Source organism: Paenibacillus gyeongsangnamensis, assembly GCF_027533625.1.
Lineage (GTDB): Bacteria > Bacillota > Bacilli > Paenibacillales > NBRC-103111 > Paenibacillus_G > Paenibacillus_G gyeongsangnamensis.
Map to the genome: position 1 here is coordinate 92,013 of NZ_JAQAGZ010000017.1, position 20,468 is coordinate 112,480.

Genomic DNA, 20,468 nt, shown 5'->3' on the forward strand with positions numbered 1-20,468 from the left:
CCTCCCTTTTAATTGACCTCATTTATATTTAACCTCATGAAATACATGAGGACCAAACCGCTTCATGCAGGATCGGCCGAAGCTCTCTAAGCCGGTGATTCCGTCCGAAATGAACGACATTCGTGAGAAACACGACGCTGAGCCCCTGCTTCGGCGCGATCCAGAGGCTCGTTCCGGTAAATCCGGTGTGGCCGAAGCTCCCTGTCGGCCAGCTCTGCCCGCAGCTCGGTACCCGGCTGGCATCGTGCCATACCTCCCAGCCCAGACCGCGTCCTCGGATCGGATCGGTCACGGCTTCCCGCATCACATCCGGAGACAGGATGTCTCTGCGCTCCGGTTGAAGCCACCAGCCGGCATAACGCTGCAAATCGCCCGCGGTCGAGAATAATCCCGCGCTGCCGCAGACACCGCCGAGATGGTGGCATTTCTCGTCATGCACTTCTCCAATGACGAATGCTCCGTCCACCCGTTCCGTTGCGGCAATGCGGCTCTGAAGCTCCGCTTCCGGTCTGAAGGTGGTACTATTCATTCTGAGCGGCTCAAACAGTGTCCGCCGTATGAACCGGTCCAGCGATTCGCCGGACGTCCGCTCAATCACGAGACCGAGAAGAATCATGCCCAGATCGCTGTATTGCATATCGGTTCCCGGAGAGTAGTCTAGCTCCTTAGCGAAGATTTCAGCTATCAGCCCCGGTCTCGGAACGCTGCGAGGCTGAAAAGGCAAGTTCGGAGACAGACCCGAAGCATGCATCAGCAGATGGCGCAGCGTAACCGCCGGATGCCGGAACTCCGGCAAATAGTGTTGGACCTTCGCGTCGATTGACAGCTTGCCTTGCGAGGCAAGGAGCAGAGCGGCGGGAAGCGTGGCCGTTACCTTCGTTAGGGAGGCGATATCGAATAAGGTATCCAGCCGAATCGGATGCTCAGCCCCTTGGTTATCCAAATAAGAACCGTATGCTTTCTGAAACCTAAAGCGGTTACAAATTGAAATGTCGAGGACAGCGCCCGGAAGCAGCCGATCCTTCACCCAGCCTTGTACCAGCCGGTCTACGTTATCCACCGCGTTTCCCCACCTTTACCGCCTGACGTGTCTTCTCCAGAGACTGAACGCTTTCCTCGTAATGGGCGCCTGCAATGCCGACATAAAGAATGTCGATCACATTCAGCTGCGCGATCCGGGACGCCATCGCACCGCTTCGGATGCTCTTCTCCAAGGTGCTAGTATATAGCCGGATGTCCGCCAGCTCCGATACGGGATTCGCCCCGAAACGGGTGAGCGAGATCACATCTGCTCCACTATCCTTGGCAATGGCAAGCGAGCGGATCATGTCTTCAGTTTGACCCGAATAAGATATTCCGAAGACGGCGTCCCCGGGCAGCAAATTGGCGGCGATGGTCGCCTGCATATCGAAGCCGGTACCGATCTCGCACCAACGGTTAATCCGCGTCAGCTTCTGCTTGAAATCCTCTGCGATAACCGCCGATGCGCCGATGCCGAACGCGCCGATTTTTCTTGCGCCGCTAAGCACGGCAATGGCTTTTTCCACGCTTTCCGCCGAGAGCACCGTTAAAGTATCCTGGATCGAAACGATATTGTTATGGGAGACGGATTCGATGAGCTGCTGCGTCGAGCCGTCCGTCCGGATTTCCTGATATGATTCCGCCGGCAGCGACGATTGCGACAAATCGCCGGCGAGCCTCAGCTTTAATTCTTGAAAGCCTTTGCAGTGCAGCGACCGGGATAGACGAATGATCGTAGCTTCACTCACGTCCGCCAGCTCCGCCAGCTTCTGCACGGACAACTTCACAACTTCTTCGGGATGCTCCAATATATACTGCGCCGCCTTGCGCTCCATCGGCTTTAAACTGCCCATGGCCGCTTCGATGCTGATCAAGCCGCCTTTCAACATGGAAACCATCCTTTGCCGTTCAATTTCGTTCGAGCTACAACCTTATTATAACGAGTAATGTTTCATTTTGTAAACACTTTTATGAAATATTATTTCTTTTGTTGTCCAAAAAAACAGAGCCGGGAACTTCTCCCTAAGCTCTGTATTGGATCGATTTCTTGCAAGTCGGCAATGTTGCCTGCAAGATACCCATGTTTATTCCCCTCATCCCGTTGCGTGCACAGCTTCATTAAAATGCAATCACGGAGTGGAGCTACCTGCCTTTCCCGCTCTGGTTCGGGGGAACGTGCTCGCTTCAACTATGCGAATTCGCTCCCTTTAACAATGTTCCCAGCCCTATTAAAAATGATAAATGATACGTTCTCCGCTCAGAAAAGGTCTGGCGTGCTTCTCGCAAAAAATCGGCATACGTTCTTTGATCCACGGATGGATGGATTCGTTTTCCATATGAAACGCAAAATATCCCAGTATCGACATCAGCATGAAGCCTTCCACAATCATGAGACACTCCTCCGATACGGCCTCTTCTTCAAAATAACCCTCGAAGAATCGATTTCTGTTCTCAGGTATGGAGTTTAAAGCGCCCATCGCAACATCATACAAATAATAACCGGAGCCGAAGAGGCTGTAATCGATAAACACACAACCAGCCGGGGTTAACAGAATGTTACTCTTATTCAGATCACCGTGAATGATCCCCCAAGCTTCCGGCCTGTCGGCCATCGCTTGAAGACGGGCGCCGATGAGTTGAAACAATGCATCGACTATGCTGTAATCGTCAAGATCGAATAAGCCCTTCTCCACCCCGCTAAAAATTTGCTTTCTCATCGTATGAATCCGTTCCTCCCCATACTTCGGCCGAAATTGAGTCTCGACCCGGTTATAGGTTCGGAGAAATCGGTGCAGTTTGGCTGTCTCACGGCCCAACTCATGAACAAAACCATCCTGCGTTAAGTCTTCCTTCGTTAAGTCCCGTCCGTCGATCCATCGGAGCATGGAGCAGTATATCGTATCGTCTTCGTGACGGATCTCGGAAATCATCGTTCCGTTGCAGTTTGGAACCGGAGTCTGCGCAGTCAGAACGCCGCTCTCTACGATATCTTTCAGCAGCTGAAGCTCGCAGCCTAACCCGTCGCGACGATGCTGCATGCCTTCCAAATTCTTCGTAACCGGCTGGTGGATGCGGAACAAATACGAATTTAGGTTGACTCGATCCGTTACTTTATAAGTTCTGTTTTCATTATGCCGTATTAGGGTAATGTCCGGTTGGCTTATTCCATATTCGCTTATGATATCGACCAGCTTTTCATCGGATAGAAATATGAGATCTGATCCTCCTTCACCTAAATGACTGGAAAATCGTGTTTTCCACCACCTATATGGTATTTTTATCCAAACCCTATTTACAATAATACCTAGCGTGCATCATGTACTGCAACCGCTTTCTTATCTGCAACTAGAGGAACGATATCATCAGGGCCCCGGCATCGCCGCAACGGCAAAAAAAGACCGAGTGTTGCGCGGTCCTTCCGTCAATGAAATCCCATTTGCAATCATTTTCTCATATCGTTCCCCGAACCCTTCTCCTGCTCCGGCTCGTCAACGATGCTGCGGGTGGAGTTGCGGAATTCGCGAAGCGTATCCCCGAATGCCCGTCCAAGCTGCGGCAGCTTCGCGGGACCGAACAGGATCAGCGCCAATCGCCAGAATCAATATTAAACCGGAAACGCCAATATTGTTAAACATCTGGGCTTTCCTCTTTTCTATGGTTTGTCAACTTGGGGTTGAATTTTCCCTCATCATTCGCCACTGCCTGCCGGAGAAGAAGACGCTTATTTCAAACAGCAGGATCAGCGGGATCGTTACGGACAGATGGGAAACGAAATCCGGCGGCGAAATGCAAGAGCCTACAATCGTTAAGCCAACGTAAGCATATTTCCTCGCCCTTCTTAGCCTGTCCGGGGTAAGAAGCCCGATTCGGGTCAAAAAGAGCAGAACTACCGGCAGCTCGAAGGCAACGGCCATCGGAAAGACGATATCGAAGAGAAACGAAAAGTAACGGTCGATACCGTACGTTTCTACAGCGCCAATCGTATGATTGATGCTCTTCATGAACCGAAGCATCATCGGGAAGACGACAAGGTAGCTGAAAGCGACTCCGAACAGGAACAGGGCGAAGGCTGCGGGAATATAGGGCAAGGTGCTTCGCGCTTCCGAATCGGTTAATCCCGGCCTTACGAACGCCCACAGATGGTAGAGCAGCAAGGGCATCGTGAACAGGACGGCAAACAGAATCGCGCATTTCATGTAAATCAGCAGGCCGTCCGTGAAGGAAAACACATTCCATTCGATGCCGCCTTCCATAGGCCGCGATTTAATGTAACGCAGGATTTGCGGGGACACGTACATTCCCAGGCCGAGCGTGACGACAAACCATCCTCCTACGATCAAGAGCCTCTTCCGTACCTCCGTCAAGTGAAAAATCCAATCCTCCTGCTCCACCCCATCCCCTCCTCTCGTGACATCGTCTGTATTTCGCAGCTCACACGAGCATGCCGCCCTGCTTCGAATATTTGCTGATCCCTTCCGCAGCACGGTAAGCCAGTGCGCCCACGGTCCCCGTCGGGTTGTAGCCGCTGTTGTGGGGAAATGCCGAGGCTCCGACGACAAACACATTCTCCGCATCCCACATTTGCAAATACGAATTGACCGCCGAGGCAGCGGGATCGGCCCCCATGATGACCCCTCCTGTATTGTGCGTGGATTGATAAGGGACGATGTTGTAAGGTCCGAGCTGATCGGCCGAGTCCATCGAGGTCGGTTCATTTCCTTCATAATCTCGGCCGCTTTGCCGGCAACGAACTTGATCATTTCGCGGTCTTGGTCCTCGAAGTCGAAGGTGACCCGGATCAGCGGCAAGCCGTATATATCCTTGTAGGTAGGGTCCAGATCCAGATAATGATGCTTCCATGGCATACAGCTTCCTTGAGGGGAGACCGCCAGAACGCTGTTTGCGTATTTGACCGATTTCTGCTTGAACTCTTTCCCCCAAGCCGGCGTCCCCTTGGGTACGGAATTCGTCGCAATCGGCCGCTGCCCGGTTTGGGAGATATGGATACCGGCGCCATGGATAAAGTTGAGATTGCCGTGGTCGAAGTTATCTCCGTTGAAATCGGGAATTTCCATCCCGAGCGAACCGGCACCGGCATACAAATTGAATTCCTTGTCGTCGTAAAACCCGGTTGCCGTTCCCCCGTTCGTCTGGTAAGCGTAATTCTTGCCGATAACGCCGGTTCCCGAAGCGGGATCGTACGGTTTGCCCAGCTTGGAGGTTAGCAGCAGACGATTGTTGTTGAATACGTAGCTCGCCAGGATGACGATGTCGGCCGGCTGCTCGAATTGCTAGCCGGTTACCGTATTCACGTAGACGACACCGCTCGCTTTCTTCCCGTCGTGCAAGATTTGGATCACATTGGAATAGCTGCGCAGCTCGAAATTACCCGATTTCTGGGCGATCGGCAGAATCGTAACGACGGGATCCGCTTTAGCCCCGTACTCGCAGCCGAACCGTTCGCAGAAGCCGCAATATTGACAGGCCGCTCTCGTGATGCCGTCCGGATTCGTGTACTGCTCCGATAAATTAGCGGAGGGCATCATATATGGATGATATCCCAGCTTTTTCGTTGCGTCCTCGAATAGCTTGATCACCGGCGTTTTAACCATAGGCTTGGTAGGGAAAGGACTGGAGCGCTTGCCGACCAGCGGATTTTGTTCCTGATCCCCCGAGATGCCGGCCAGCTTCTCGAATTTGTCGAAATACGGCTCCAGCTGGTCGTACGTAATCCCCCAATCCTGCAGCGTCATGCCGTCCGGTATTTTTTTCTTTCCGTACCTCTCCACCGTCTTACTATAGATCTCGAAGTCGTAAGGCAGGAACCGGAAGGTTTGTCCGTTCCAGTGGACGCCTGCGCCTCCGAGCCCTTCGCTGAGCAGGAAAGAACCGTACTCCCGCATGGGGACGGCTGTTATTTTCTCATTGTTACGGAAAGTAACGGTTTCCCTGGACAAGTTCTGCATCAGATCATATCGCAGAGCATAACGCAGCTCATCGTGCACCATGTAGTAATCCTGGGTGCTTCTGGGCTTTCCCCGCTCCAAGCCTACGACTTTGGTGCCCTGCTTCGTTAATTCGGCGGCGATGATGCCTCCGACCCAGCCCATTCCGACGATCACTACCGGAACTTTCGGCACTTTAGTAGCCATAAGATATTCCTCGTTTCCGTTATTCTAGTGCGTTGCAAAATGATCGTGCAGGCTGCGCGGCTCCATGACGACGAATTGATCTTTATCCATGATGTTCGCATAGCTCATTTGGTTGCCGGGGTATTTGCGCATTTTCCACCCCATCATATTTTTATTCCCGCCGTATAGTGGGTCGGAATAAGCTCCTTCCATCGTTAAATTGCGCAGCAAATTAACGAACGTTTTCCCTGTCACTCCGGTGACGACCGCAATTTCTCCTTTTTCAAGCGAGGTGAGGATCGCATCCTTCTCGTTATTGGCCAAATCGACGAACGATTTGGAATATTTGCTCTTGCTGGCCTCTTCTATCGCCTGCAATCCCATGGTGAACACCTCGTGCCGCTCCATGCTCTGATAATCGCCCTGGGTCGCCTCCCCTTTCATGAAGGGACCCATCCGGTATTCACGGGAATTGTATCCCCACGGACTTGCCATCTGATGGTCAATCTAGAAAGCAACGCCCAGATCCGCCGCCCCAGGACCTAAATCGTCCTTTGGGAAAATGCGTTCCACCGCCGCCTCCGTAATCTGAAGCTGGGCTTGCGTGAAGAACATCGGCGCCTGATTGAAATTGGCCGGTGCCGGCTGGTTCGCCTGCGGCGGCGCCGCAGGCTTTTTGTTTAATCCGCCCGTCAGCGCGCTACCAATTACCCCGCCGACAACCGCTCCCCCGATTGCCGTTCCCGAATACTTCAAAAAACGCCGCCGGGAACCATTGGGCGCTTGTTCATTGTGCTGCTCTGCCATGATCATTCCTCCTTCAAGTAGTTGGTTTGTTCATGCCTTCTTATTGGAAAATGCAGGGTTTGTGTTTAGATTCAACCGCGAACGGCCATTTTATGCAAAGCATTCCATCTTTCTTACCAAGCGCCCGTATGAAAACCAAATAAAAGGGCACGTTATTATCGAATCTTACCGGAAGATTCGAGCAAGGCTTATTGATTTATAACGAAAATGAAGTAAGGAGGCACACTATGAGGAAATCACTCGTAAGTCTTTCGCTGCTGGTTGCCCTCTCGATGTCCGCTTGCGGTAAAACAGCGCCGGCGCCGGCACCTGCCCCAGCTCCTGCACCAGCCCCCAGTCCCGGAGCCGCTGCTGGAGGAACCACGGTGGACGCGCAAGCCACTTTTAAAGCAAACTGTATCAGCTGTCACGGGGCAAGCTTGGAGGGCGGCGTCGGGCCCAACCTGCAGAAGGTCGGGGCCAAATATTCAAAGGATCAGATCGCGACCATTGTCGGCAACGGAAGAGGGGCTATGCCTACCTTTAAAGGCAGACTTGCAGACAATGAAATCAGTGCGGTCGCCGATTGGTTGTCGACCAAAAAATAGCATTTTACAAAAAAGTAATGGGACCAACTTCTTGTTATCCGCTAACAAGAAATTGATCCCATGACGTTTTTTATCGGGGAAAAACCGGCTGCACTCTTTTTTCCAGAAATCAATCACGGTATGTTCTAGCAGCTCGACAGACGCCCAAGAGTTCTTAAATCTGAACCCGAACCCTTCCATATCCTTAATGATGCGCTCTACCTCCGAATTAGGTACTCTCATCTCCAGAGACAATATATGATGGGCCAATTTCGCGAAGTCGTTGAATTGAGGGAAAGTATCTTCGCCATTCGTCATAACCTCTGCATCTCTCCAGAATAGTTTAAATAAATATAGTAAGCGGTACCGAATCTGCTTACAATAGGATCAGCAGGTTATTCCCTTTTTATTCGCCGCTGCTGAATAGTCCTGGGTACAGACCGGACCAATGGCATCGCGGCCGAACCCTAGAAGGAGGGAATTCCATGAATGCAAGAGCGTCATTGCCTCATCTAGCGGTTTTTCAAACGCAGGATCTTGACCCCGATCAGGATGTCGGATTCTGCAACGGCGTTCACGGTCCAGAGGGCGCAAAACCTCGCTTGGGCCGGGAGCCATGGACTAACGGTTCGCTATGGTCGTCAGCTATAATTAGGGTTGCGCCGGAGCCGCCCTGTCGTAATCTATCTTTCCGAAAATAGGCTGCCCATGCCCTGTCCTTATGCTTAATGACTATCGGAAGCCGGTTTCATCTCAATAAAAAAAGAATCGGCCAAAGGGCTGCTAAGGCAGCTCCTTGGTCGTTTAAAGAATTATTTGAAGACGGCCTGCATGGAAACAAGGACCGCCATCTTTATAAACAAAGGCTACCTGCCAAGCCAGCCGCCGTCGACAGCCAACACATGGCCATGAACATAATCCGATGCTGGGGAAGCCAAATAGATCACGGCGCCCACCATATCTTCCGCCCTGCCCCATCTTTCGGCAGGAATGCGTTCCATAATTTGGCGGCTGCGCGTTTCGTTATGTTTCAACGCCGTGTTCATGTCGGTGTCCATGTAGCCCGGCGCGATGGCGTTGACATTGATGCCGAGACCGGCCCATTCGTTGGAGAGCGCCTTCGTCAGCTGCATGACGCCTCCCTTGGCTGCGGCATACGCCGGTACGGTAATGCCTCCCTGAAACGATAGCAGCGAAGCGATGTTTATGATTTTGCCCCGGCCGCCGCGGATCATCCTCCGCCCTGCTTCCTGGCAGAGCAGAAATACGGATTTCAAATTCACGTCCAGGACATCGTCCCAATCCTGTTCGCTGAAATCCACCGCGGGTGCTCTTCGCTGAATGCCCCCGTTGTTGACGAGTATGTCGATTTTACCGAAGAGGGCGTCCACTTGATTCAGCGCTCCCTTGACCTGCTGCATATCCGAGAGGTCGCACGGAACGATCTCGCACCGCCTCCCGAGCGCCTGAATCCGCTCCCTTGTTTCCAGGCCGGCGCTTGAGCGCTGAAGCAGCGCTACATCGGCGCCCGCCTCCGCCAAACCGACGGCCATCGCTTGGCCCAGCCCTCTCCCCGCTCCCGTAACCACTGCCGTTTGTCCCGTTAAATTGAAATATTGCAATGCTTTCCCCTCCTCATCCTCTTGTACAAGATCCGGTTGTTACGGCTTGCTCCGAAGGGGTTGTTCACCTTCTGCGGTTTGCTCGAACAGCTTAATGATTTCAATTACGACGAAAACGGCTTGGACCATAGAATCGACCGAGATATACTCGTATTTGCCGTGATAGTTTTCTCCGCCTGTAAAAATATTCGGTGTAGGCAGTCCCATATAAGAGAGCTGCGAACCGTCCGTTCCGCCCCGGATCGGCTTAATCACCGGTTCAATCCCCAACCGGGTCATGGCCTGATGGGCTAAATCGACGATTTGCTTCACCGGTTCGATTTTCTCTCTCATATTGTAATATTGATCGTTCATATCCAAAATCAATGTTTCGTCGCCATACGTTCGTTTGAACTCGTTCACGATTTGCACGAGCGCGGCTTTCTTGGCCTCGAACGCATTCCTGTCGAAGTCCCGGATGAGATAATGCAGCTTGGTCTCTTCGACGGTTCCGTGAAAGGAGATCAAATGGTAGAAGCCTTCATAGCCTTCGGTAAGCTCAGGCGCCGCTTCTGAAGGAAGCTTCCCGTGCAAGGCCATGCCGATTTTGGCGGAGTTCACCATTTTGCCCTTCGCCGTTCCGGGGTGCACGTTCTTTCCTTTAATCGTGATTTTCGCCTGGGCGGCATTGAAGCTCTCGTATTCGAGCTCTCCCAAGGGACCTCCGTCCACGGTATAGGCATAGCGAGCGTCGAAGGCGGCTACATCGAACCTGTGGGGACCTCTCCCGATCTCCTCATCCGGCGTAAAAGCGACCCGGACCCGCCCGTGTTTGATTTCCGGATGATGGATCAAATAAGCCATCGCCGTCATAATTTCCGCGATCCCAGCCTTATTGTCCGCTCCGAGCAGCGTCGTTCCGTCCGTCGTTATGAGCGTATGTCCTATGTAGCGGGCGAGTTCGGGAAAATGCTGCGGCGACAAAACGACCTGCAGGTCTTTATTAAGGACGATGTCCTTGCCGTCATAGGACTCCGTGATTTGCGGATTGACGTGTGCGCCGGTATAATCGGTGGCCGTATCCATATGAGCCAAAAATCCGATGGTCGGCACCGCTTTTTCCGTCTTGGAAGGCAGCGTCGCCATGACGTATCCATGCTTGTCGATCGTGACGTCCTCCATGCCGATCGCCTCCAGCTCTTGAACAAGCATCCGGGCCAGCGTCAGCTGTCCGGGTGTCGAGGGACAGGTTTCGCTGCTGTCGTCGGACTGGGTGTCTACCTTGACATAGGATGTAAATCGTTGAATGATTTCGTCCTTCATTGCTTCTCATCCCTTCTGTTCTATGGATGGTTATACGGCCCATCGGCTTCCAATATCCAAGTTTGCCCAATCTTTATATTACCATTACCGGCCAAGAAAACCACGCACAAAAAATAAACACTGCCCTAAAGTCGGCTCCGTTCATGCCGCTGAGACAGTGTTCATCGTATTCCGACTGAAGCTATGGCCCAGTCACTAAACCGATTGCGTGCCGTTGACACAGCACAATCTCATTACACCCAGACTCTATAAGGAAGAACTGATCGTTTCCTCCTTCATTAGACTCTTGTCCGGGAAGCCTGTCTTATATGAATCCTCGATTGATGTCTTATGTTCTCCTCATTCAACTTATTTTTAAACTATACCACGTTCAATATTACAATATTTAGGCCAATATTATAATATTTAGTTCGCATACATTGTTTACGTTTGGAATGAGGAAATACGTGTTAATTAATCCATACTTTTGCTAGCAACTCTATCCACCCACTTATAGTTATTTTCTATGAATTTCATTTATTTTATATATTAGACCAATGGAAGTTCGAGCCATACAATAGGTTTATGATGTTCGATAACGTGAAACCACTCGAATGCGGAGGGATATGGATGACTATGGATACGGCAAGCAGCCGAGCCGAATTGTCTGGAAAGCTGACGAACGTTTTAGATGCACGTACATTAAGCGCATCGCATCGCAGACTGTCCGAGCTCGTTCACAAAGGGATACGCGTTCTTGACGTAGGGTGCGGAACAGGAGCCATTACACGGGGAATCGCCGAAGCGGTCGGTCCTGGGGGGAGAGTCGTCGGGATCGACAGCAACCCGAAGCTGATTGACAAAGCCCGTCAAATGCATGGAACTGTGCCCGGATTAACCTTTGAAACCGGTGAAATCTATAAACTTGATTTCAAAGAATCGTTCGATATGGTCACCGCTGCTCGAGTATTTATCTGGTTATCGGATCCGGTGGAAGCCTTGCATCGGATGAAGCATGCCGCAAAAATCGGCGGGCGCATCTTGATCTCGGATTATAATCATCTCAAAATATCTTGGCAGCCGGAGCCGCCGGCTAGCATGCTTCACTTCTACAAGGCTTATCTGAAGTGGCGAGCCGATGCCGGTATTCGTAATGATATAGCCGATTGTCTTCCCGGTTTATTCCAGGACGCCGGGCTTCATGAGATTGTTGTAACGCCCCAGCATGAAATAACGAAGCGAAGCGATCCCGATTTCGAATCGCGCATCGCCCTCTGGGCCGATACGGCGTCGAGCCGGGGGGCCCAAATGGTCCGGGACGGGTATATGGAAGAGTCCGATGTAATCAGCGCCGAACAAGAATACCGGGAATGGATTTTTAGCGAGGCTCAATCCTTGACCATGTATATGCTTGCGGTGGAAGGAACGAGGTGACGCAATAAATACAAAAGCTGCCCAGATCATTCTCTGTCTGGGCAGCAAAGGGTTAACGAAGATGAGCGACGATTTGCCATCGCACGACGCATCTATTTTTTTGCTGATTCCGCCTGCTCGATTTTTTTGTTTGAGCCTTCGGTGACATCCCGCAGCATCGTATTCATATCCTTGCCTTTTAGCAGCATATCTTTCATCCCCGAGCCTAAATCGTCGGCGGCCATCTTATTATACGGATTAACCGAACCGGGAGCGGCATATTGGTCAGGCTGAAGCGCCTTCACGTTCTTCCCCTTATACATCGGGTTATCTTGGCCGAATTGCTCCCGAACCTTATGGTTACTTAGCGTCGGCAATAGAGTTCCTTCCTTGGCGCGCGCCGTCTGGAATTCTTCCGATGTTAGGTAAGAGATCACGTCGAAAGCATCGTCCTTAAGATCGCTCATGGAGGTAACGTAGAAATACGTCGGATACGCCTGAGGTCCGACCTTATTGCCTGAGAATACCGGGAAGGAAGCTAGATCCCAGTTCATGTCCCCAATCTCCGTCTGCGAATGAAGCGCCGTTACCGACAGGAACATGGCGACCGTACGGTCCTTAAAGAACCGGTTCCTTTCATGCGGTTCGGACAATTTGTCCGGCAGAGGACCGTTCTGAATCCGATAAAATCGCATCAGATTATCGATCCATGTCTTCCACTTGTCGTCCGTGTTGAAGGTAGTTTTATTCGTAGCGCTGTCCACAATCGGCAGCGATAATTGATTCATCAGCACCAAATGTCCATGCGAAGAGCCTAACCCCCAATACTGCACCCCTGCGTCCGTTCGGGTTAACTTCTTACTTAATTCGTACAGCTCGTCCCAAGTCATGCCGTCCTTCGGATAAGGTACGCCGAATTTGTCAAAAAGATCTTTGTTATAATAAATCGATGTCGGCGGCACAAACACAGGCAGGCCATAAATGCCGTTATTCTTAGCCAGCTTCTTTGCTGCGTCGACCATAGTCGCGTCAAGCTTGGAGAGATCATAATTGTTTTTCTTGATTAACGGCGTAATGTCGTATTGCAGACCGTTGTCGAGCAGCTGGGAGGACGTCTGACCGATGGACGTGAACAATATATCAATTTTTTGTCCGGCAGTAATCAATTCCGGGATGTTCTGTCCTTTGCCTCCAACCAGATACTTTAAAGTAATATGGGGATACTTTTTCTTAATCGGCTCAGCAAATACTTTGTTGAAATCGCTTTCGTTCCAATCCGCGGCATACTGATAATAAACCGTCAATTCTACCGGAGCTTTCTTCGTTTCCCCCGCACCCCCGGGTGTGCCGCTTGGAATTCCCGAGCTGCTGCAAGCGCTTACGAAGGATAGCGCGAGAATAGCGAATAGCGATTTTCGAATCATGATATACTCCCCCTATAGTCGTCATGAATATAGCTGTTGCTATTATAGATGGGATAGTCTGGATATTCCATCTCATATCCTCATTTGTTTTTATTCAAAATTCACTTTATTCCTGCCATATGTTCCGTCAGCATAAGCTTGTGACCGGATTGTGACCATTTTGAGCATCATTTTAAGACAATTTTAGGTTACAATGGTTTATGATCCGTCATCGATACAACGATGCGAGAGGAGCTGGAGCATTGAAATCGTTAAGCTCGAAACAAAAAAAATGGCTGCTTTCCTTCCATCTATTGTTTGACGGCATTCTGCTCGGCGAATCGGTCGTCATTGTCATCGTCAGTATCGCAGCGCTGTCCGCGACGAGCCGGGAAGTGCTGCAGGCCTGCTATCTTATCATGAATTTAATAGCCCGCACGGGAATACGGGCTTCCATGATCGGAACCGTGCTGACCGGCATTCTTCTCTCGGTTCTAACCCGCTGGGGGCTCTTTCGCTATTATTGGATCATGGTCAAGGAGGGTTTGACCTTATTGTCTATCGGGATCGGAGTAATCGGCTTCTACGTTTGGAGCTTCAGAGGACTTACCATGATCTCCGCCGAGGGACTCGAAGCGCTTCACAATCCGGTCTTTCAAGTGAATACGGCAGCACTGTGGACCGGGATTGCGCTTCAAATCATGTCGCTGGCCGGCATGACCGTCATATCGGTATTTAAGCCTTGGGGCTCAAGAGGCCACTAATATGTGAGAAACCGTCCGAAAAAATCACCGGACGGTCCTTTAGCGTGTTTATTCATTGCGCTTTGGAGGGTGGGCTATGGGGTTCCAACCGCTGTTGATCTCAAAGGCGGCTGCTATCGCTATTCCACCCCATGCCCGACGGCCGTTTGTCGAATGACCAGCTCTCCCGTGCAACCGGTTGGCAGCCGGATTTCCAGAAGTCCATGATCCATGAGCTTGAACTCAGCGGTAACCCCGTTCCAGGTTACCGAATATGCGCCATTGCCGTTCATACAGGCAAGCACCAGGTGCTTCCGCCCGGACTCGCCGTTATGGCTCAGGCTGGCGGTCATTTCCGTTTTCCCTTCGTGAAACTCAAAGTGATGAATCCATACATCGAAGCCTGCCGTGAATGTGCCTGGCGTATAATAAGCATGAAACCAGCAAAGCACCGGGGAGGATAATCCGCCGAAGTGATGCCACCCCGCTCCCCTGCCCGATTCGATAATAAAATGCTCGAAGCAATGATACGATTCGCGGACTTCCTTCTCCCAGAGGGCTAGAGCCGTAAGGGCAATCCGGCGGGCAAGCTCTCCATGCCCTAGCCCCAGAAGCGCCTTCCAATAAAACCATTGATGCGGCATCCAGACTGCGCCGTTCCAGTAACCGTCAAGACGATAATAGGCTGCGGATTGATCGACCGTGCTTAATCCGATCGGACTCCATAGACGGGAGCTGTCGGATAGATGAGTAAGGAGACGCTTTTCCTGCTCGGCCGAACAAATGCCCGCGATTAAAGGATACGCTCCATCCAGGCCCATATTGTAATTTTGGCCGCCGGGATGACGCAGGAGCGACACCGGTTTTCCTTCCTCGTCATGCAGCACATAACCGAAGTAACCTTCCGCCTCATCCCAGGCATTCTGCTGGATCGCTTCACGGAACCGGTCGATATCTTCATCATATTCCAGAATATCCTCCGAATGGTTTCCGATGGCAGCCGCGGCCATTTTTAAAATTTTGGCTATCCGGATGGCATGGCTCGTATTGGATACGGGAGCGGTACGGCCGGTCAAGCCTTCACGATGCACTGCTACCTGCGGCGGATAATCATCCCATCCCCCGGAATTATAGAAATAATCCCATGTTTTCAGCAAATGCGACGGCAAGGCGCTTGTTGTGGAGCTGCCGGTTTTACCGGCGTAGAATTGATAATACTGCCTTAGCTTAGGGTAGAACGAATGCAGCATTTCGCTGGATCGGGTCTTATTCCACAGCTCCAAGAACAAATAAAGCTGTACGGGCACCATGCTCCCGTGATGGATAAAAGCGGCGTGAGGATCGCCGGACTCGGTCAGGTACGCGTTCAGGCATTCAACGGCCCGCCGGATGTTAAGCTCGGCCAGCCCAAGACCGATAAAGCCGGAATCCCACGTGTAGAGGCTATCCCACCAGCGGCCCGGCGTATTGTGCCGGATATACGAACGTCTCGTATAAACCGGATAGACGACGTTCGTTAACAGAGTCGCAGCCATAAGCTGCTGACTGAAACGAAAGGCATCTCCAGCCGGGGTACTCTCTAGCCGAGGTACCCGGGCTCTGGCTTCTTCAAACACTTCCTCGCATTCCGCTTCCTCCGGCATTCCGCTGCTTAGAGCTTCTTCGACCTCCTGCAAAGATCCGGAGACGACTATGGCGTATATCCGTTTGCTGCTGCCAGGCTGAAGCCGGATCGGCCGCAGAAACACATTCGTAAAGTGGCCTTCGCCCTCGCCTTTCAACACGGAATTGACATGATGATATACGGTGTGGCGCATGAAGCGGTCTAATTCGTCACAGTGGAATTCCCGGACTTCATAATCCGGATAGTTCCACAATATGCCGTAGAATTGGTTCAATCCCTCATACTTCAAAATCAAGCTGCTGCGGACAGGTCCCGGCAGCAAAGTAGGGTGCTGATTCCGATTCTCCCTTTCAAACCGGACCTCGCCCGCCGACTGGTGCTCAGTAACCACAAGGCCGTCCAGCATCAGTTCCGCCCCTCCGTTGGAAATCAAGCGCAGGACAAGCCGCCTCGCATGTAACGGCCCCAGATCGATTCGCTCCGTCATGAGCTCTCCGGAGCCCTTCAGCTCCAGCAATGCCTCGATATCGCCTCTCACGGACAGGCGCAGCGTTGCGCCGGCTTCCATTCTATAGCGAATAAGGAGAACGGCATGCTCGTACGGTCCCGGCGTTTCGATGTCATAGGCTACTTGGTCCCCCTTATCCAAGCCGAAGCCTTTTCCGAGACCCGAACCTCCAACGAAGCCATGCCCCCTGATCTCCCCTCTGTACCAGCCGTCATACACCAGGTTATCGGATGGACGAGGCGCAGCAAATTGCAGCTCGCTATAATCCAGCGCATCGGCCCAGACGGCTTTGGAGGGCAGAACAACTTTGTCGCATTGCAGGACGGGACCGTGTGAACGCAACTCAGGAAAATGAAGGGATCCCATCAAATGGAGCACCAGATTTTGTTCCTGCTCCGTACGATTCACCAGCTCCGCCCGGACCAAACGGGTATGATCGGAAAGTGCGGCAAAAGCGACATCGGCATAAACGCGGTCTTTCCACTCCATTTCGTGACGGTGCATGAAGTAGCTCAAATCAGGCGCCGCTTCCCGCGGATGATAGCCGGATTCCCACATCACGTTCGGGACGTCCACTTTCCTGCGGTAAAATCCGGGAAACACGCTAAGGTCGAAGCGGATTCCCCGGTACGAATCGGCAATATGCGACAGACCCATGTACTTCTTCGTATAAGGACCCCAAGCCGGAAGCTGCGGCAGGTCATGCGTTCCTTTCAAAGCTTCCATTCTTCATCTCTCCCCGGCTTCGCGCAAAGAAGGCATAGCCTCACGATCGGCTTCATGCCTTCCTCACGAATTCATTATTTGTGCGTGCTCTTATACCATTCCGTAGCTTCTTTAATCACTTGGTCGCCGCCCCGCTTCTTCCAGTCCTCTACGAATTTGTCGAAGGCGTCTACCGATTCTTTGCCGGTCACAATTTTGGCTGCAAGCTCCAACCACAAGCCGTCCTTGCCCAGCTCCGGACGGGACTGCAGGGTCGGCAGCGCGGGCATTCCCATGCCGTCGTTCTTGCGCCCTTCCTTGTTTGCGAGGTCAATCGCCTTTAATACCAGATCTCCGGACGGACGGGCCTTCATAAATTCGTTATTCGTCAAATAAGAGGGGCCCACGAGTCTCAGCCAATTTTGATGCATCTCTTCTTTGTAAATCTCATCCTGTTTTTGCGGAAACTTATAATTGATCTTCCCGTTATCTACCGTATAGTCTTCACCCTCCAGCCCGTAAGTCAGAAACTTCTGCGCTTCGTCCGAGTAGAACCAGTCGAGAAATTGAATGGCCGCTTGCGGATTTTTAGTCGTCTTAGGAATCACCCATACGTTGCCTCCGACTTGGGATCCGATACCGAAGCCTCCTTTGCCGTCCGGGCCGGTCGGCGCCGGAATCACCTCCAGCTGGGCGCTGGGTGTTCCCGTCTTCACCTCGGCAGACCATTTATCCGCCATTCGCGCCGCATGCGTCCACAAGCCGACGATGCCTTTCGCTTTAATCTTGGCATCCCAGTCTTTGGCCTGCTGTACGAATACCTCGTTGTCCAGCAGCTTTTCTTCGTACAGCTTTTTATAAACGCCGAGCGCTGTTTTCATCTGCGGCCGGATCATGTTCGGCACGAGCTGGCCGTTCTCGAACTTCCAGTCGGCCGGCAGCACGTCATAAGCACCGAAGAAGGCTTCCGTGAACGCAAGCTTTTCCCGTCCGGAGTAAGGGATTTCATCGGCCTTGCCGTTGCCGTTCGGGTCCTTGTCCCTGAATGCGCGCAGCATATCGATGTATTCGTCCACCGTTTTCGGAGGCTTGAGGCCGAGCTTATCCAGCCAATCCTTTCTTACCATCATGACATTGCCGTTCGGTGTCGGATTCGTGGTCGGGATCCCGTAGATCTTGCCGTCTTTGCTGACGGAAGCGAAGTCCCAGGCTTCCTTCGAAATGTTCTTCTTCAGATTGGGACCGTATTTGTCAATGAGGTCGTTAAGCGGGATAAGGATGCCGGTGTCGACGGCCGGCGCTACTTCCGGTTTGTTGATCCCGTGCGTCTGCAGAAGATCGGGCAGCTCTCCGCCCGCAAACAGCAGCGTCAGCTTCTGATCGAATTCCCGGTGCGGGATCAAATCAAGCGTTACGTCGGTCTTCGAGAGCTCGCGAAGCTTCTTGGTATATTTGTCATCATTGATATTCGGCGAGCCCTCGATGTACTGCAGCCCTTCGGTACCGATGCCGATCTTCAGCTTTGCGGGTTTATTGTCCCCGTTCCCCCCGGACGGCGCCTTCGCGCTATCGCTCCCCGATGAACAAGCCGTCAATGAACCGGATAATAAAGTGAGAGACAACGCAAACATAGACCATTTTTTTGACATATCCCCTTCTCCTTCGCTTGGAAATTAGCCTTTCACCGATCCCAGCATGGCCCCTTTAATAAAATGCTTTTGAACCATCGGGTAAACAAACAATATAGGCAAGGTGGCCACCATAATCGTAGCCATCTTAATCCCCTCCATCGATTGGAGCGTAACGTTCACGCTCTGCATCAGAGACTCGGTATCGCTGTCCACGATGAGCTGCCTAAGCTTCACCTGCAGGGGGAACAAGCCGGGATTGCGGATAAACATAATGGCATTGAAATATCCGTTCCAATGTCCCACGGCATAGAATAGGCCGATCGTGCTTAAGGAAGGCAGCGACAAGGGAAGGACGACGCTCCACCATATACGGTAATCGCCCGCTCCGTCGATCTTGGCCGCTTCCACCAGTCCGTCCGGGATTTCGCGAAAAAAAGAAACCATAATGATCAGGTTAAATGCGCTGATCGCGCCGGGAACAATAAGCGCCCAGAGCGTATTGAGCATCCCCAGCGACTTGACTAACAGATACCCCGGAATAAGCGGTACCTGAAAAATCATCGTGAATACGACGAGCAGCAGGATGAAAGTCCTCCCCTTCAGCTCATTCCGGGATAGGCCGTAAGCCATCAGGGCGGTGAACAATAAATTGAAGGCCGTACCGAAAACCGTCAGGAAGATCGTAACTCCGAACGATTTCCAGATCGCCGCATTCTTTAATACCGCCTGATAGTTGATGAAGGTCGGATCGGAAGGCCAAACCGTCACTTTTCCTTGCGAAATGGCCGTCCCGCTGCTTAATGAACCGGCGAATATATGAAGAAACGGCAGAAGCATTGCCAGCCCGATCAATGTCAGAAACGCGTAATTGAAGCCTAAAAACCATTTGCGCGAAGCGCTTTCTCCAATCATGGGATGGGCCCCTCCTTTCCCTGCGGACTAATAAATCGAGCTGCCAGTCGTTTTTTTGCTCAAATGATTGGCGCCGACGACCAGGATAATGCCGACAACCGATTTGAATAATCCGATGGCTGTCGTGTAGCTGTACTGTCCCCCGAGGAGACCGACGCGATAAATGTAAGTATCGATAATTTCACCGGTGACGGTTACGAGCGGATTGAGCAGCATATAAATTTGCTCGAAGCCGAGATCCAGAATGTGACCGACTCGAAGCAGCAGCAGAACCATAATGGTAGGCAGCAGGGAAGGAAGGGTGATATGGAACGCCTGCCGCAGCTTGCTTGCCCCGTCGACCTCCGCCGCCTCATATAATTCCGGATGAATTCCGGCAAGCGCCGCCAAATAAATGATCGTGTTCCAGCCTACTTCTTTCCAAATACCCGAGATCACGACAATCGATCGGAAATAATCCGGCTCCTGCATAAAAAATACAGGTTGTCGCCCGAGCGAGCGCAGTACATCGTTCACCATCCCGGAGCTGGGGGACAGGAAATTAATGACCAATCCCCCTACAATGACCCAAGACAAAAAATGCGGCAAATACAAAATCGTTTGAATCGTACGCTTGAACGCCATCCGGCGCACCTCGTTCAGCAGTATCGCGATGAAGACGGGAGCCGGAAAGCCGAACACTAGCTGGTAAATACTGATCAGCAGCGTATTTTTCAGCACTCTTAGGAATTCGGGGTACGTAAACAAGTTGTGAAAATGCTTGAGCCCTACGAATTTGCTGCCGAGCACGCCGCTAAATACGTTATAATCTTGAAATGCAATCGCAATCCCGGCCATCGGGACATATTTGAACAGCACAAAAAACAAGAGTCCGGGAAGCACCATGGAATAAATTTGCCAATGCTTCCACAAATATTTGCCTATTCGCGGTCTGCTTCCGATCGCCGCAGCGGCCTGAACCGCGGGTTGATTTCCGCTTCCCTCCATAGCGCAGCTCCTTTCCTGAAGTGACTTGTCTTGGAACCATTGTAAACGTTCTCACGGAATCAGAACATGTCTTCCGATGCTCAAAGTTGTGTTTATTTTACTTCCTTCGCGCGG

General features: G+C 51.8%; 16 protein-coding genes and 2 pseudogenes. 3 read left to right on the top strand and 15 right to left on the bottom strand.

Annotation, left to right across the window (positions count from 1 at the left end):
• Positions 1-34: 34 nt before the first annotated feature.
• The 8 genes and pseudogenes from O9H85_RS24000 to O9H85_RS37540 form a co-directional block, all read right to left on the bottom strand.
• The gene (locus O9H85_RS24000; RefSeq protein WP_269883943.1) at positions 35-1,060 is read right to left on the bottom strand and encodes a serine hydrolase domain-containing protein; all 1,026 of its coding nucleotides are present in this window, start codon (positions 1,058-1,060) and stop codon (positions 35-37) included.
• A complete protein-coding gene (locus O9H85_RS24005; RefSeq protein WP_457920781.1) occupies positions 1,053-1,910 on the bottom strand; it encodes a MurR/RpiR family transcriptional regulator in 858 nt (285 codons plus the stop codon). The genes O9H85_RS24000 and O9H85_RS24005 overlap by 8 nt, the downstream gene beginning before the upstream one ends.
• A gap of 339 nt (positions 1,911-2,249) precedes the next feature.
• Entirely contained in the window at positions 2,250-3,233 is a 984-nt protein-coding gene (locus tag O9H85_RS24010; RefSeq protein WP_269884024.1) for a phosphotransferase enzyme family protein, read from the bottom strand.
• A gap of 230 nt (positions 3,234-3,463) precedes the next feature.
• A pseudogene (gene tatA / locus O9H85_RS24015) lies at positions 3,464-3,656 on the bottom strand (twin-arginine translocase TatA/TatE family subunit).
• Between the two features lie 27 nt (positions 3,657-3,683).
• Positions 3,684-4,412, bottom strand: coding sequence for a twin-arginine translocase subunit TatC (gene tatC, locus O9H85_RS24020; RefSeq protein WP_269883945.1), 729 nt, complete (start codon positions 4,410-4,412; stop codon positions 3,684-3,686).
• A gap of 40 nt (positions 4,413-4,452) precedes the next feature.
• A pseudogene (locus O9H85_RS24025) lies at positions 4,453-6,173 on the bottom strand (GMC family oxidoreductase).
• Between the two features lie 24 nt (positions 6,174-6,197).
• Positions 6,198-6,647: a gluconate 2-dehydrogenase subunit 3 family protein gene (locus O9H85_RS37535; RefSeq protein WP_333474253.1), complete on the bottom strand. Its 450-nt coding sequence runs from the start codon at positions 6,645-6,647 to the stop codon at positions 6,198-6,200.
• Positions 6,648-6,659: 12 nt separating this feature from the next.
• Complete coding sequence (locus O9H85_RS37540; RefSeq protein WP_333474254.1) at positions 6,660-6,959, bottom strand: twin-arginine translocation signal domain-containing protein; 300 nt, start codon at positions 6,957-6,959, stop codon at positions 6,660-6,662.
• A gap of 227 nt (positions 6,960-7,186) precedes the next feature.
• On the opposite strand from O9H85_RS37540, the gene O9H85_RS24035 reads away from it, so the two are divergent.
• Positions 7,187-7,546: a c-type cytochrome gene (locus O9H85_RS24035; protein WP_269883946.1), complete on the top strand. Its 360-nt coding sequence runs from the start codon at positions 7,187-7,189 to the stop codon at positions 7,544-7,546.
• Positions 7,547-8,391: 845 nt separating this feature from the next.
• On the opposite strand, the gene kduD is transcribed toward O9H85_RS24035, so the two are convergent.
• Both kduD and pepT read right to left on the bottom strand, forming a co-directional pair.
• Positions 8,392-9,147 (bottom strand): 2-dehydro-3-deoxy-D-gluconate 5-dehydrogenase KduD, encoded by a 756-nt coding sequence (gene kduD / locus O9H85_RS24040; protein ID WP_269883947.1) that lies wholly within the window; start codon positions 9,145-9,147, stop codon positions 8,392-8,394.
• Between the two features lie 39 nt (positions 9,148-9,186).
• Positions 9,187-10,449 carry a peptidase T gene (gene pepT, locus O9H85_RS24045; RefSeq protein ID WP_269883948.1) on the bottom strand — a complete coding sequence of 421 codons (1,263 nt, stop codon included), beginning with the start codon at positions 10,447-10,449 and terminating at the stop codon, positions 9,187-9,189.
• Between the two features lie 609 nt (positions 10,450-11,058).
• Here pepT and O9H85_RS24050 point away from each other — a divergent pair.
• A complete protein-coding gene (locus O9H85_RS24050; RefSeq protein ID WP_269883949.1) occupies positions 11,059-11,862 on the top strand; it encodes a methyltransferase domain-containing protein in 804 nt (267 codons plus the stop codon).
• A 92-nt stretch (positions 11,863-11,954) separates the two neighbouring features.
• Here the strand turns inward: O9H85_RS24050 and O9H85_RS24055 are convergent, their stop codons facing one another.
• Positions 11,955-13,265, bottom strand: coding sequence for an ABC transporter substrate-binding protein (locus O9H85_RS24055; RefSeq protein WP_269883950.1), 1,311 nt, complete (start codon positions 13,263-13,265; stop codon positions 11,955-11,957).
• A 200-nt stretch (positions 13,266-13,465) separates the two neighbouring features.
• Here O9H85_RS24055 and O9H85_RS24060 point away from each other — a divergent pair, with 200 nt between their 5' ends.
• Positions 13,466-14,008, top strand: a complete 543-nt coding sequence (locus tag O9H85_RS24060; RefSeq protein ID WP_269883951.1) for a hypothetical protein — start codon at positions 13,466-13,468, stop codon at positions 14,006-14,008.
• Positions 14,009-14,127: 119 nt separating this feature from the next.
• On the opposite strand, the gene O9H85_RS24065 is transcribed toward O9H85_RS24060, so the two are convergent.
• From O9H85_RS24065 to O9H85_RS24080, 4 genes are all read right to left on the bottom strand, one after another.
• Positions 14,128-16,845, bottom strand: a complete 2,718-nt coding sequence (locus O9H85_RS24065) for an MGH1-like glycoside hydrolase domain-containing protein (RefSeq protein WP_269883952.1) — start codon at positions 16,843-16,845, stop codon at positions 14,128-14,130.
• Between the two features lie 74 nt (positions 16,846-16,919).
• On the bottom strand, positions 16,920-18,473 hold the full coding sequence (locus tag O9H85_RS24070; protein ID WP_269883953.1) for an extracellular solute-binding protein: 1,554 nt from the start codon (positions 18,471-18,473) through the stop codon (positions 16,920-16,922).
• Between the two features lie 24 nt (positions 18,474-18,497).
• Positions 18,498-19,367, bottom strand: coding sequence for a carbohydrate ABC transporter permease (locus O9H85_RS24075; protein WP_269883954.1), 870 nt, complete (start codon positions 19,365-19,367; stop codon positions 18,498-18,500).
• Positions 19,368-19,394: 27 nt separating this feature from the next.
• Positions 19,395-20,354 (bottom strand): ABC transporter permease, encoded by a 960-nt coding sequence (locus O9H85_RS24080; RefSeq protein ID WP_333474255.1) that lies wholly within the window; start codon positions 20,352-20,354, stop codon positions 19,395-19,397.
• Positions 20,355-20,468: the final 114 nt, after the last annotated feature.